The organism is Pseudanabaena biceps PCC 7429 (assembly GCF_000332215.1).
GTDB classification, from domain to species: domain Bacteria; phylum Cyanobacteriota; class Cyanobacteriia; order Pseudanabaenales; family Pseudanabaenaceae; genus Pseudanabaena; species Pseudanabaena biceps.
Map to the genome: position 1 here is coordinate 1 of NZ_ALWB01000129.1, position 15,432 is coordinate 15,432.

Sequence of the window (15,432 nt, forward strand, 5' to 3'; positions counted from 1 at the left end):
CTGGGTTTGGTTTTCAATTCCCAAAAGTGTAGCCACACTTTTGGGAATTGGTATAATTCTTCACTGGAAAGGGAGTAGAGTGAAAGGTTAAATGGTAAGGCTTCTCGTCATCGCTTACAATTAAAAAGCATAAAAAATGCACTTTTAACAATCAATTCATAAAATCTTCTTAAAATTGCTGGAGAATCGCCTGAATGCAACTCGTCGCGCTTCAGAACTTACTGGATAACTCATCCTTTGCTATCCTCTTTGCGACCATGCTCGTTTTTTGGGTACATGTCGCATTTCCGAACTTACCCTATCTGAGATCGCTGGGAAATGCAGGTATGGCGATCGCCAATCTCTGTATTGCTACCCTACTGGCAGCGCGTTGGATTGATGCAGGCTATTTCCCACTGAGCAATCTTTACGAATCGTTGTTTTTCTTGTCATGGGGCATAACCACCATGCATATCGTCGTTAGTCGCATTGGCAATAAAACTGCTAACGATATGGCAAAGCGTCTCATTGGGGCATTCACTTCACCTCTGGCGATGGGAATTACTGCCTTTGCTGCTCTAGCCCTGCCTTCGGGAATGCAGGTGTCCGAACCCCTTGTGCCCGCCTTGAAGTCTAATTGGCTGATGATGCATGTCAGCGTAATGTTGTTAAGCTATGCCGCGCTGATGACGGGCAGTATTTTGGCGATCGCCTTTTTGATCGTTACTCGCGGTCAGGATGTGGTGTTACAGGGAAGTTCCTTTGGTACAAATCTCCGCAGTGTGATTGATACCAATAAAACCGATTCTAGTTCTGAAACATTTGCTGCTTTTGCCGTTGATAGCATGGCTAGTGTTTTGAATTCAGGTAGTTTATCATCGGCGCAAAGTGATTTGAATGGTAGTTTGAACAGTACCTTATTAACTGCTGCTCCGAGCGCCACTCAAACCCAGCCCTTGTCCTTGCGTCGCCTCACCATCGGTGAAACCTTAGATAATCTCAGTTATCGAGCGATCGGGCTAGGTTTTCCCCTGCTGACAATTGGGATTATTGCGGGTGGTGTTTGGGCAAATGAGGCATGGGGTTCTTATTGGAGCTGGGATCCCAAAGAAACATGGTCTTTGATTACATGGCTCGTATTTGCCGCTTACTTACATACGCGCATTACTAAGGGGTGGCAGGGGCGTAAACCTGCGATTTTGGCAAGCTTAGGGTTGTTGGTAGTTTGGACTTGTTATCTAGGTGTAAATCTTCTCGGTAAAGGTTTACATAGTTATGGTTGGTTTCTGTAAATAAAAAAACAAGAAAAGGATGGCGGCGCTTCGCGCCGCCATCCTTTTCTTGTTTTGCATCAAAAAAGCCTCGCTAAGCGAGGCTTTTTTGATGCTTAGGCTAGCGATTGCTTAACTCTAGGTTGAGTTTGGGAAGGCTTTCTAGTTCAAATACTGTGATTTGTCCAGAGTTGGCGCTACCCTTGCCATTTTGCAGCAACTCTACCCAATAGGCGTATTTTTTGCCTTGACGTAATTCCCCTTGCAAAGCCCTAAGAATTGGTGAAGCATTTTTAGCCTGCGATCGCGCGAGCATCTCGGCAGTGGGATAGGCATAGACCACCTTAGCCGTGGCATAATCCCGCATAATCTCTGGTCCATAAATAGAACGTAAAGATTCCTCTAAGCGCGATTTCGTTACGCCATTGATAATGTCAAAAAACTTGATTTGCTCGCTGCGGATAACATTAGGTTCCCCACGCACTTCTGCTAGTCCTGGGATTAATACACTTGCCTGAAATTGAAATCGACGCGCAGGGGTATCGCTTTTGCGGATCAGCAAGCGTTCGCCACTTTCGGGGCGCAGTACGGGATTAGTTTTAATCCAATCCAAAACTTCATCAGGTCTTTGTCCTGGTAAGGCGATCGCTGAAGGCACAAGCGATTGCCATGTGGGCAGAGCAATACCAGCTGCTTGCGCCAAAAGTGTGGTGGCGATCGCAATGGTTACACTTTTTACACTTTTGATGTTTGCGATCTTAAAGCAATTCATGGGACTCCTCTACAGCAATTCGATCCTAAAGGAAAAATTTAGCTGGCAATTAATGGCTGACAGGATATCACGTAGTGGCACAATTGCAATGACTTTTTCAGGCTTTTTACGATGTTTTAAGTTGTGTGTTCTCTATTAAATTAAATGGCAGGACACAAACCCCAAGAAGAAGAGGACGGCACTGCGTGCCGTCCTCTTCTTCTTAGGGGGCAAGTTCTTAGGGGGCAAGTTCTTAGGGGGCAAGTTCTTGGGGGCAAGTTCTTGGGGGCAAGTGGCGAGCAGATCGCTATCAACCCAAGATGATGGGCTTCTTTTTCCCATTGGAAGAGGGTTTGAGGATTGAATACAAGAAAAAATAAAAAACTTTTGCCAAAGGTATTGACAAACCCCTTGTAAATCTACATAATAAGGAGCGCTTAAATAAAGAAATGAAAAAAACGAGCTGCAAACCAGCGAGTAGAAGCGATTCTTGGTTTACCAAAATGGTGAATTGTTAAGAGCAAATTGCAAGAATAAAATTTAGATTTACTTGCATTAATTTGGGTTCGTAGTTCAATTGGTTAGAGCACCGCCCTGTCACGGCGGAAGTTGCGGGTTCGAGCCCCGTCGAACCCGTTCTAAGAGTTTACGTAAGACTATAAGTTCTATTATGAGCCTTACTATAAACTCTCTAGTAATGGGTAATATTTAGAGTCCAAAAGAGGAGTGGCGTTGCTTAGCAACGCCACTCCTCTTTTTGGCTTTCGTTTTATCAATTCTTAATTGGGAACGGATTATGGTGATTGGGGGTAGACTTGCTTGGGTAATATAAATTGCAGCTATGTATGGGGGGCAAAGTGAATTTAACCAGTAAGTTCGCTGACTGAAATTGTTTGGCGATCGCTCTTGCCTGCAAACTCTTAAAAGATAATGTAATATCATTTTTAGAGCCTGATTTAGAGCCTGAAACCCAGTGTGAGTCTACAAGCGAAAGCTGATAAAAGCAAGATTGTCTTGTGATTTCTAGTAGTAAAAAAGCCATTATTCATCTGAAAGATTTAGATCTTCATTAAATAACAGGCTTGCGATCCCCTTATGCTTAGGTGAATATAATGGTGGCTAAAAGTATTCAAATTCATCAGCAAGTAATGGCGGCGATCTCCTGCGAGTCAGTGAGAATTGCGCCAGAAACTTCGGTTATGAAGGCGATCGCGATGATGGATAGGGTGGGAGCAAGTTGTCTATTGATTACCGAACCAGATACGGAAAGACTGATCGGTATTTTCACCGAACGGGATGTGGTTCGGGTTAGTAATCAGGGCTATGACCTCGAACAACCGATGCAGATGGTAATGAGCTATCCCGTTATTTCGCTGCAAGAATCGGATTGCTATGACATCAATGACATTGTGAGCTTGTTGCAGCAACATCAAATTCGGCATTTACCCGTTTTAGCAGGCGATCGCTTAGTAGGGCTTTTGTCTCAAGATAGCCTGATGGCGTTATTGCTAAGGGAGTTGCTTCCAGATGTTGCGATCGCTAACCCAGCAGAGCCAGTGGACATTCCCGCAGGGCAAGAGGTGGGGGCTCAGCAGTCGCAAGTCCCTCCAAATGAATCCGATCACGATTTTAATCAAGAGTTTCTTCTCAATCTTAATGAAGAGTTGCGGCAAACCTTAGAGAACCTAAGGATTTCTGACGAGGAGCTGAAATATCAAAATATGCAACTCACGATCGAGCAACAAAAATATCAAGATTTGTTTGATTTTGCTCCCGATGGTTATCTGGTGACTAATGCGGCGGGGAGCGTTCTGTCTGCTAACCAAGCAATTCTCCAGCTTTTGGGGGTAGAGCGGGAGTTTATCGTCGGTAAGCCCCTAGTTGTTTTTATTGATCGCGCTGACTATTCATTGTTTTACGATCGCATTGAGGCGCAATTGCATAGCGATCGCAGACAAGTTTGGGAGATTTCCTTCTGCCCTCGTCAGGGAAATCCATTTCTGGCGGAAGTGATTGTTGGCACGATTCGTGACGAATATACGCAAGCGATCGGTTTGCGATGGCTCATTCGCGATATTAGCGATCGCCGTAAGTTTGAGGCGGAGGCACGAAAAAATGATCGTTATAGTGCCTTAATTAGTTTTGCGAGCGATGCGATATTTTTGGCAGATGCCAAGGGCAACCTGATCGAAACCAACCAAAAAGCCGTAGAACTCCTAGGCTATAGTCGGGAGGAACTGATGCATATGCATATGTCTCAGATTCATCCTCCTGATGCCTTAGAGGCTGCAAAGAATCATTTTAAAAACGTAACTCAAAATGACAATGCTCCTAAGCTAGAGAGTCTAGTAATCCGAAAGGATGGGAGCCAGATTCCCGTAGAGATTACGGGCAGTCGCATTGAGCTAGATGGTGAGATCCTCGCTCAAGGAATTTTTCGGGATATTAGCGATCGCAAGCAAATGGAAATGGCTCTCCAGCAAGAGATCCTGCGGCGAACTGCCATTTTTAATACCTCCTCCGATGGGATCTTCATTCTTGATAGAGCAGGAAATCTGCTGGAGTCTAATGATCGCTTTGCCCAAATGCTGGGCTATGAGCCTTGGGAAATTACTAACTTTAATGTGGTGGATTGGGAGGCAAAATTAACTCCTGAAGAAGTACGAGAATTATTTGAAAAGCCCATTTTAGATAAAGCCACGCTGGAAACGCTGCACCGTCGTAAAGATGGTGTCATTTTTCCTGTAGAGATTTCGGCGCGAGTGATGCAATGGCAAGGGGAATATATGTATATTTGTATCGCACGCGATATTAGCGATCGCAAGCAAATGGAAATGTCTCTCCAACAAGAGATCCTGCGGCGAGCAACTATCTTTAACGCCTCCTCCGATGGGATGCTCATTCTTGATAGAGCAGGTAATCTCATGGATTCAAATGATCGCTTTGCCCAAATGCTGGGCTACGAGCCTTGGGAAATTACTAACTTTAATGTGGCGGATTGGGAGGCGCAATGGACTCCTGAAGAAGTACAAGAATTATTTGAGAGCGAAAATACACTCTTGAATGAAGATACGTTTGAAACGCTGCACCGTCGCAAAGATGGTTCCGTCTTTCCCGTCGAGATTTCGCGGCGAGTGATGGAATGGCAGGGAGAACATGTGTTTATCTGTATCTCACGGGATATTAGCGATCGCAAGCAAATAGAGATGGCTCTCCAACAAGAAATTCAGCGGCGTTTCGCTATCTTTAACACCTCTTTAGATGGGATCCATATTCTTGATAGAGATGGGAATCTCCTAGAGTCTAACGAGCGCTTTGCCCAAATGCTCGGCTATGAGTCTAGTGAAATTACAGCCCTTAATGTGGCAGATTGGGAGGCAAAATGGACTGCGGAAGAATTGCGAGAGATATTTAAAGACGAATCCTTTGATGAAAATACCTTTGAAACATTGCATCGTCGCAAAGATGGTTCTATATTTCCCGTCGAGGTTTCTGTGCGCATAATGACATGGCAAGGGGAATCGATTCGGGTATGTATCTCGCGGGATATCAGCGATCGCAAAAAATCTGAGCAAGCCCTGCAAGAGAGTCAAAGCTTTATTCAAAAAATTGCCGATGCTTCTCCCAATATTCTCTATCTCTATGATATTCAAGAACAGCGGAATATTTATACGAATCGGGAAATTTATACTACGCTGGGTTATTCTCCCGAAGAAATTCAAGCGATGGGGTCAAACTTTGTCCTCAATGTGATGCATCCCGATGATGTTCAGTCGATCTTACCCCAATATTATGAAAGGGTTAATGCGGCTCAGGATGGCGAAACGATCGAGTCGGAATATCGGATGAGACATGCTAATGGTGAATGGCATTGGATCCATAGTCGCGATTCTGTCTTTAGTCGAGATGGGAATGGGAGGGTTAAACAAACCATTGGTACGGCGGAAGATATTAGCGATCGCAAAAAAGCCGAACAAGCCCTGCAAGAGAGTCAAAGCTTTATTCAAAAGATTGCCGATGCTTCCCCCAACGTTCTCTATCTCTACGATATGGAAGAACAAAAGATTATCTATACGAATCGAGAAGTTTATCAAACCCTAGGTTATTCTCCTGAAGAAGTTCTAGCCATGGGAGTAAACTTCGTTCTCAATTTGATGCATCCCGACGATCTTAAACTTGTCCCCGAACATCATAATAGGATTTTTGCTGCTCAGGATGGCGAAATTATCGAAACTGAATATCGATTAAAACATGTAAATGGTGAATGGCATTGGTTCTATGTGCGCGACTCAGTTTTTAGCCGCGATACCAATGGCAGAGTCAAACAAACTATTGGTACGGCTGAAGATATTAGCGATCGCAAATATCTCCAGCAAAAACAAAATCGCTTAACTGCCATCTTAGAGGCTTCGACCGACTACATCAGCATGTCCGACGCGAATGGAAAGATCTTTTGGAAAAATGCTCAATTAAAGCGCCTATGTGGCATCAATCCCCATGAAGACACTTTACAATTTCAAATTTCTGATTGTCACCCTGAATGGGCTGCATCCCTAGTAATACGGGAGGGGCTCCCCCATGCGATCGCGACGGGCAGTTGGATTGGCGAGACAGCATTACTGAATGCTGAAGGAGAGGAAATTCCAGTTTCTCAATTGATTCTCTCCCACAAATCAGAGCAAGAAGAAATAGAATTTTTCTCGTTCATCATGCGAGATATGCGAGTACGAAAGGAATATGAACAGCAATTGGAAAGAACTAATGCCGAGCTAATGCGTGCTACTCGTCTCAAGGATGAATTTTTGGCAACGATGAGTCATGAACTACGGACTCCTCTCAATGCCATTTTAGGCATGACTGAAGCTATGCAAGAGGAAATATTTGGTGTCGTTAATGATCGCCAAATCACAGCTTTAAAAACTGTCGAACGTAGTAGTTACCATCTACTGGAATTGATTAACGATATTCTTGATGTTGCCAAGATTGAAGCAGGTCAGATCGAGTTGAGCTATACCTCAACCTCGATTCAGCAGCTTTGCCAATCCAGTCTTGCCTTTATCAAACAACAGGCTCTACAAAAGCATATTCAGATCGATATCCAAGTTCCATCCTATCTACCTGATGTCCTGTTGGACGAACGGCGAATCCGTCAAGTACTAATTAATCTTCTCAATAATGCGGTAAAGTTTACCCCCGAATATGGGCAGGTTAGACTAGAAGTTACGAGGAAAGAGGCTAAAGGCGAGCCAGACCTTCAAGAGTACTTGCGCTTTGTGGTGATTGATACGGGAATTGGCATTGCCCCTGAGAATATACCAAAACTTTTTCAGCCATTTATCCAAATCGACAGTGCCTTAAATCGGAAGTATACGGGCACGGGTTTGGGGTTAGCTCTAGTCAAACAGATTGTGGAACTTCATGGCGGTACTGTGGGGCTGACTAGCGAACTAGGTGTCGGCAGTTCCTTTGCGATTGAGATCCCCTTCGTCATGTCACCCCAATCATTAAATGTCAATGTAAATGTCAATGTAAATGTCAATGCGAAGGTAAGTACCGAAGGGGATGAGCTAGCCCCGCAGCATGATCGCCTACATGATGGGATGCATAAGTATAGACAGCCCTTAATTTTGATTGCTGAAGATAATGAAACTAATATCAGCATGATTGATGATTATCTAGAGCAGAAAGGATATCGCCTTCTCATTGCTAAGAATGGGGTAGAGACGATCGCGATGACCAAGGCTCACCAACCCGATATTATTTTAATGGATGTCCAAATGCCTGTTATGGATGGATTTGAGACAATTAAGCGACTGCGCGACGATCCACAATTCGCTAATATGCCAATTATTGCTTTGACAGCTCTTGCCATGACGGGCGATCGCGATCGCTGTCTTGCCGCAGGGGCTAATGCCTACTTAAGTAAACCCTTTAAATTAAAAGAACTCACTGAAACTATTCAAAAATTGATAGTACTAAATAGGTAAGAATGGGCGGCGCTTTGCGCCGCCCATTCTTACTAAACAGTTAAACCAGAGAGCGTAACGTTCTTCTAGGTCTTAAGTTTACTTATGCTTAGCTACTTAATGTATTGAATTTTATCGAGAGTATTTAATATTCCTATTTGTAAATTTCATGTCATGTCAATGGGAATCGATATAATATAAAGATAATATTAAATATCTCCTGTTTTTTTTGCTTGGCTGACATTACCAAGAATAAAGTCGGACTTAGTTCTTGGTTTTTTGCGTGTTGTTTTTGGATTACATAACATTATGTCTAACCACGCAGATGATTTTACGCTTAACGAATTGAGATCGGCGATTGTCCGTAATATTTTAACGGTAAGCCCTGAAACGCCAGTCATCGAAGCGATCGCCCAAATGCTCTCTTTTGATTCCGATCATACGGATGGTAATGATGGTATTGATGAAGATTACATCCACCAAGAAGCAAGATCGCGATGCGTACTGGTTGTGGATAAGGAAAAGGTTATCGGCATTTTTACAGAACGCGATGTTTTCAGGTTAAGCGTTCATCAGCGATCGCTAGAGCAATTGACTATGCAGGCAGTCATGACTTCACCTGTGATCGCAATTCAGGAATCTGAGTTTACGGACTTTCTCGCCGTGATGCATTTGTTGCAGAAACATCGCATTCGCAATTTGCCGATTTTAGACGATAGCGATCGCCCTTTGGGACTGCTCACTCAAGAGAGCCTTTGGCAATTGTCCCTCTCTCAACTATTGATTCATCAGACCGCTCAGAAGGAAGTGATTGGCATTAGCAAAATTGCTATTAGCAGACAGCAAGCCGCAATTCAAAAGCTCAAATCCGCAGAACAAGCTCTCAAAATACAGCGAGATTTTAATCAATTAATTGCGGAAATTAGTAGTCGGTTTATTGATGTTAGCCCTCATAACCTTGACGTGGAAATCGTTAGTGCTTTGCAGCTAGTCTGTAAGGCGACCAACTCTGACACTAGCTATCTGATCAAATATGACATCGCTGAACCCAGCGATGATGCTATTTCTTCTCTCCCAGAGGGAACTGTAAGCGTCACTCATGCATGGTCAAAACCAGAATATTCACAGCAGATGACCTTGGTCAAGAATATTCCCCTCACCCTATTCCCTTGGTCTCATACCCAACTCCTACAACGCCAAATTGTGAATATTCCTAATGTTGCCGATGTACCTGTCGAGGCCGCGATCGATCGCTCCCATTGGCAAAAGTTTCATCTTGTCTCGAACCTATCGGTTCCGCTGATTCAAAAATCGGTGGTGAAGGGATTGATCGGTTTTGCCTCCTTTAGTCATGTGACCCATTGGGACGGAGAATCGATCCGTTTATTACAGGTGATGGGACAAGCGATCGCGAATATCCAAGAGCGGATTCAGTCTGAGTACAATTTACAGGTAAGTGAAAATCGATTGCGATTAGCCCTATGTGCAGCAAATCAAGGGCTTTACGATCTTGATTTACTGAGTGGCTCGGTGATTGTCAATGCTGAATATGCCATGATGCTAGGCTATGATCCCGATACTTTTCAAGAAACCAATGCTAAATGGATGGAAAGAATGCATCCAGACGATCGCGATCGGACGCTAGAGATCTATACAAACTATATAGCGGGAGTTTTGCCAGACTATGAGGTGGAATTTCGCCAACGTACGAAAACGGGAGAATGGAAATGGATTCTTTCTCTTGGTAAAATCGTTGCCAGAGATGAATGGGACAATCCTGTCAGAATGATTGGCACTCATACGGACATTAGCGATCGCAAAAAAGCTGAGGCGGAGAAGCTACTTGCCGAGCAAGTGCGTAAAGAGCTGAAACTGCTGGAAAGCCTTTTCGATATTATTCTGGCAGGTTATTGGGATTGGGATATCCAAACCAATGAAGAATATCTGAGCGAAGGGTTCAAGAAAATGTTCGGCTATGAAGATGCTGAATTGCCCAATTCTCCCGAAACTTGGCAAAATTTGATCTTTGCCGAAGACCTAGTCAAGGTATTAGAATCCTTTGATCGGCATGTTGAGAGTCATGGGGCATTGCCCTATCGGAATGAAGTTCGCTATCGTCATAAAGATGGTTCTACGGTATGGGTCATTTGTTTGGGGAAGGTTATTGAATGGGATGGCGATCGCCCGCTTCGGATGATCGGCTGTCATATCGATATTAGCGATCGCAAAAAATCGGAGGAAGCATTGAGGCTTAGTGAAGAACGGTTAAATCTCGCCCTAGAAGCCGCTGGTGATGGATTATGGGATTGGAATATCCCGACAGGCGATCTCTATCTTAGTCCTCAATGGGCGGAAATGATCGGCTTTGAGAGTAACGAACTAGCCGCTGATGTGAGTGTATGGGAACAGTTGATTCATCCCGATGATAAACCTTGGGTAATGGAATGTCTCAATGCTCATTTTGCGGATGCTACGGTTCCCTATAAATTTGACTATCGAGTAAGAACGAAATCAGGGAAATATTGTTGGATTGCCAATTACGGAAAGGTGGTAAGACGAGATGCAGAGGGTAACCCCTTACGCATGATTGGCACGCACCGCGACATGACCATAAGCAAGCAAACGGAAGAAAAACTGCGCAAGAGCGATACCCATCTCAAAACTGCCCAGCGAATCGGTAAATTGGGGAGTTGGGAATTCGACCCCCATAAAGGACGGATTCTTTGGTCGGATGAAATGTTTCAAATTTTTGGACGCGATCCCCAACTCGGTACGCCTAGCTTTGAAGAGCTTCAGCAATTAATACATCCTGATGATCGCGAATTTCATCAGCAATTAGTGCAGTCGGCTATTAGCGAGATCCAGCCCTACAATCTCGAAATTCGCTTTTATCGCTTTGATGGTTCTCTGGGTTACCTCCAATCCAGAGGAGAGCCAATAGTTGATGAAGTGGGGCATTTACTCTTACTGATTGGGACAGCCCTCGATATTACCGATCGCAAGCAGTCGGAAGCCAAGCTCAGGCAAACTACGGCTCAATTGGCGGCTTCTAACCATGAGTTGGAGGCTTTTGCCTATTCCGTTTCCCATGATTTGCGATCGCCATTGCGGGCGATCGATGGATTTAGCAAAGCCCTGATAGAAGACTATGGAGATAAATTTGATGATGATGCTAAGGACTATTTTGATCGGATTCGCCGTAATGTTTCGAGGATGGGAACGTTAATCGAAGATCTGTTGCGGTTATCCCGTGTATCTCGCTCTGAGATGCAATATGGTCAAGTGAATCTGAGCCAGCTAGTACAGGAACAACTTGACGAACTGAAAGCCCTTGAGCCAGACAGACAGGTTGAAATTGCGATCGCGGATGGAGTGGTAGTTCTTGCCGATCTCGCCCTCATGCGGATCGCTATTAGTAACTTAATCCAAAACGCATGGAAATTTACTAGCCATCATCCTATCGCTAGGATTGAGTTTGGCGTAATCGCATCTCATGGCGATCGAGCTAATATAGCTAATATTCAAGACGATCAATTAGTTTACTTTGTGCGTGATGATGGAGCAGGCTTTGATATGAACTATGCCAATCTGCTATTTGGAGTCTTTCAACGTTTACATAATACGAATGAATTTGCAGGTACGGGGATTGGCTTAGCTACAGTTCAACGGGCAATCCATCGTCATGGTGGACAGGTTTGGGCTGAAGGCGCAGTAGAAAAAGGGGCAACTTTCTACTTCACCTTAGCCGATTTATCATTAGTACAGGAGCTTTAATCATGCCTTCTCTTCGTCCCATTATATTAGTTGAAGATAATCCCGATGATGAAAGATTGACGATTAGAGCCTTACGGCGTGGCAGCATTGCTAATGAAATACTGGTAGCTCGTAATGGCGAAGAAGCCTTGGCAATGGTGCTAAGTTCTAACCCGCTACCCAGCGTAGTTTTACTAGACTTAAAGCTACCCAAAATTGATGGACTGGAAGTTTTACGGCAGATTCGGGCTAATGAACGCACGCATTTATTACCCGTTGTGGTACTTACCTCCTCTAGTGAAGAAAGCGACATCATTAATAGCTATAATTTGGGGGCAAATAGCTATGTGCGCAAGCCTGTAGAAATTGAGAAATTTATTGAGGCTGTACGTCAACTAGGGCTGTATTGGGCAGTAATTAATGAAATACACCCAGAGGTGCGTAAACCATGACCGATCACCTAAAGATTTTAAATATTGAAGATTCAGAAGATGATTCCCTTCTCCTACTGCGAGAGTTGCGTCGTGGTGGATTTAATGTGATCTTGGAAAGGGTGGAAACGGCGGAAGCACTATGTGAGGCTCTGGCTCGGCAATCTTGGGATGCAATTATTTCGGACTATCATTTGCCCAAGTTTGATGCATCCGATGCATTAGCAATAGTGAAACAGAATAATCCAAATCTCCCTTTCATTGTGGTTTCGGGGAAGATTGGTGAGACTTCGGCTGTAGAGCTCATGAAGGCAGGGGCGCATGATTACTTGATGAAAGATGGGTTGGCTCGCCTTGCTGAAGCCGTGCGGCGGGAAGTTCGGGAAGCCCAGATCCGTTGGGAACGTCAATGCGCGAAACTAGAATTAGATCGGGCCAAAGAACGCTTACAACTTGCTATTGAAGGTTCAGGGATTGGATTGTGGGATTGGGATATTGCCACAGGGGTGATAAACATTAACTCAAGATGGGCAGAAATAATTGGTTATACGCTCACGGAAATAGAGCCAATTAGTTTTGAGACTTGGCAAAGGTATCTCCATCCCGATGATTTTAAGAAAGCCTATTTCCTGATCGAGCAGCACTTTAGCCAAAAAATCCAAAGCTACGAGTGTGAATTACGGATGCAGCACAAAGCTGGTTCTTGGGTGTGGATATTGTGCAAAGGCAAGGTGGTGGATTGGGATGATCGGGGGAAACCCTTGCGCATGGCAGGAACGCACCTAGATATCAACGATCGCAAACTGGCTGAATTGCGCATAGAGATGCAAAACTCAATCTTGGAACGTATTGCCAAGGGCGAGCCTCTCCGCGATATTCTCGATGCCTTAGTAAGGGTGACAGAAGAGCAGATCGAAGGAGGTTTATGTTCTGTTTTATTGTGCGATCGCCAAGGTAAACTGCGCCATGGAGCGGCTCCTAGTTTGCCAGATGCTTATAATCAGGCTCTCGAAGGGCTGGCGATCGCTGAAGGTGTTGGCTCCTGCGGTACGGCGGCTTTTCGCAAAGAGCAGATCATTGTCGCGGATATTGCTACCGATCCGCTATGGCAAAACTATAAGCACCTAGCCCTGTCCTATAATTTACAATCCTGTTGGTCATTTCCCGTCATCGCTAGTGATGGTTCGGTGGTTGCCACCTTTGGCTTATATCACCATTCCATTCATAGCCCCCACCCCCGAGAGCTAGAAGTAATTGCGATCGCTGCGAATATCGTCAAAATTGCGATCGAGCGTGAGCGCTCGATCCAAGCCCTAGAGCATTTAAATCGGGAACTGGAAAAACGAGTAGAAAGGCGTACGGAAGCTTTACAGAAGAGTGAAGCTCGGTTGCGGGAAGCACAGCAGATCGCCCACCTCGGTAGTTGGGAAATAGATCTATCAACCCAAAAACTGAGCTGGTCAGAGGAACTTTTCAAAATCTTTGTCCTCGATTCTAATTATGCCGAACCAACCTACGGGCAGTTTTGTCAATACTTTGCCTCCCACGAACAGGAACGTTTGCAACTGCTGAATGAACGCGCCATTAAGTACCGCGAGCCCTTTGCCATTGATGCGCAAATTATTCGTGCTGATGGCTCTACGGGCTATGTTTTTATGAGGGCGGAAGCGATCTGGAATGCGGTCGGTCAGGTGACGAGATTGTTTGGCATCATTATGGATATCAGCGATCGCTATGCCATGCAAGAAGCCTTACAACGTAGTGAAGAACGCACGCGTGCTACGCTTTCGGCGCTGCCTGACATTGTGTTTCGCGTCGATCGTGAAGGTAGGTATGTCGATTTTATGGCTTCACCTCAAGGGGAAAACCTTGTTGATCCTGTGCAGGTGATTGGCAAAAGCATTTACGACCAATTGCCCATAGATATTCTCAAAGACCATGCAGATGTTAAGTATGAAGCAATTCAAAGAGCTCTCACAACTCAGTCGGTATTTAGTTACGAACAGCAAATTTATCTTAATGGCGAACTTCGCTACGAAGAAGTTCGCGTCGCTCCCTGCGGCAATGAGGAAGTAGTCTTTTTTATTCGGGATATTAGCGATCGCAAGAAGGCTGAGGCGCAACTACAAAAAACTAATGAAAAACTGGCTCGTGCTACCCGTCTCAAGGATGAATTTCTTGCCAATATGAGTCACGAACTACGTACTCCCCTGAATGCCATTTTAGGTATGACCGAGGGATTACAGGAAGAAGTATTCGGTGAGATTAGCGATCGGCAGTTAAAAGCATTACAAACTATAGAAGCTAGCGGAACGCATTTATTAGAGCTGATCAATGACATTCTTGATGTTTCTAAAATAGAATCTGGTCAAATTGAACTGGAATGCGCCCCAACCTCAATTAGTCACCTCTTTCAGTCCAGCCTATCCTTTGTGAAGCAGGAGGCAATGCAAAAACAGCTCCAGATCTTTACTAAGTACCAGCAAAACCTGCCCGATCTCCTAGTTGACGAACGGCGAATTCGTCAAGTATTGATTAATATCCTCAATAATGCAGTCAAATTTACTCCCAATGGGGGGCAGATTACCTTAGAGGTCGTTCAAATTGCTAAGCCGAGAGAACGAGTCAGTGGTGACGATCGGGAATATATTCAGATTTTAGTAACGGATACGGGGATTGGCATTGCCAAGGAAAATATTCCCAAACTATTTAAACCCTTTGTCCAAATTGACAGTGCCTTGAACCGCCAATATACGGGTACGGGGTTGGGACTTGCCCTCGTCAAGAAGATTGTAGAGCTCCATGGCGGTAAGATTGGTTTGACTAGCGAATTAGGTGCGGGCAGTTGTTTTTCCATCGAGCTACCTTGCGTTTCCCCTTTAGCGATGCCGCTTAATCCCGCAGAGAATGCTCAAATATTTGTCAATGCAGGGCTCAATGTAGATATCGTTGAATTAAAATCCCCGCTCATTTTGATCGCGGAGGATAACGAAGCCAATGTGATGACAATTTCCAGTTACCTCATGGCAAAAGGTTATCGCATTGCGCTAGCTGCTAACGGGCAAGAGGCGATCGCTATGGCGCAATCGACTAAGCCTGATCTGATTCTGATGGATATTCAGATGCCTTTAATCGATGGATTAGAAGCCACCAAACAGATTCGCCAAATTCCTTCCCTAGCTCAAGTGCCGATTATTGCCCTGACTGCTCTAGCCATGCAACCCGATCGCGATCGTTGTCTCGCCGCAGGGGTAAATGATTATCTTGCCAAGCCTGTGAAA

Annotated in this window: 6 protein-coding genes and 1 tRNA gene; 6 read left to right on the forward strand and 1 reads right to left on the reverse strand. The window is 44.6% G+C overall.

Going from position 1 to position 15,432, the window contains the following annotated elements; all coding sequences use genetic code 11:
* The first annotated feature begins 194 nt into the window (after positions 1-194).
* A complete protein-coding gene (ccsB, locus tag PSE7429_RS14475; RefSeq protein ID WP_009627982.1) occupies positions 195-1,271 on the forward strand; it encodes a c-type cytochrome biogenesis protein CcsB in 1,077 nt (358 codons plus the stop codon).
* A gap of 100 nt (positions 1,272-1,371) precedes the next feature.
* Here ccsB and PSE7429_RS14480 read toward each other — a convergent pair whose 3' ends face one another.
* Complete coding sequence (locus tag PSE7429_RS14480) at positions 1,372-2,022, reverse strand: hypothetical protein (protein WP_009627983.1); 651 nt, start codon at positions 2,020-2,022, stop codon at positions 1,372-1,374.
* Between the two features lie 541 nt (positions 2,023-2,563).
* On the opposite strand from PSE7429_RS14480, the gene PSE7429_RS14485 reads away from it, so the two are divergent.
* The 5 genes from PSE7429_RS14485 to PSE7429_RS23770 form a co-directional block, all read left to right on the forward strand.
* Positions 2,564-2,637: transfer RNA gene (locus PSE7429_RS14485), tRNA-Asp, on the forward strand.
* 476 nt (positions 2,638-3,113) lie between these two features.
* The gene (locus tag PSE7429_RS14490; protein ID WP_009627984.1) at positions 3,114-7,988 is read left to right on the forward strand and encodes a PAS domain S-box protein; all 4,875 of its coding nucleotides are present in this window, start codon (positions 3,114-3,116) and stop codon (positions 7,986-7,988) included.
* A 288-nt stretch (positions 7,989-8,276) separates the two neighbouring features.
* Positions 8,277-11,741: a PAS domain-containing protein gene (locus PSE7429_RS23765; RefSeq protein WP_009627985.1), complete on the forward strand. Its 3,465-nt coding sequence runs from the start codon at positions 8,277-8,279 to the stop codon at positions 11,739-11,741.
* Positions 11,742-11,743: 2 nt separating this feature from the next.
* Positions 11,744-12,172 carry a response regulator gene (locus PSE7429_RS14500; protein WP_009627986.1) on the forward strand — a complete coding sequence of 143 codons (429 nt, stop codon included), beginning with the start codon at positions 11,744-11,746 and terminating at the stop codon, positions 12,170-12,172.
* Positions 12,169-15,432: response regulator (locus tag PSE7429_RS23770; RefSeq protein ID WP_009627987.1), on the forward strand; the 3,264-nt coding region annotated here is incomplete at its 3' end. The genes PSE7429_RS14500 and PSE7429_RS23770, both read left to right, overlap by 4 nt.

Bases quoted from the DNA above. Each gene is read 5' to 3' on its own strand.
- ccsB (WP_009627982.1), top strand. From the start codon at position 195: ATGCAACTCGTCGCGCTTCAGAACTTACTGGATAACTCATCCTTTGCT.
- PSE7429_RS14480 (WP_009627983.1), bottom strand. From the start codon at position 2,022: ATGAATTGCTTTAAGATCGCAAACATCAAAAGTGTAAAAAGTGTAACC.
- PSE7429_RS14490 (WP_009627984.1), top strand. From the start codon at position 3,114: ATGGTGGCTAAAAGTATTCAAATTCATCAGCAAGTAATGGCGGCGATC.
- PSE7429_RS23765 (WP_009627985.1), top strand. From the start codon at position 8,277: ATGTCTAACCACGCAGATGATTTTACGCTTAACGAATTGAGATCGGCG.
- PSE7429_RS14500 (WP_009627986.1), top strand. From the start codon at position 11,744: ATGCCTTCTCTTCGTCCCATTATATTAGTTGAAGATAATCCCGATGAT.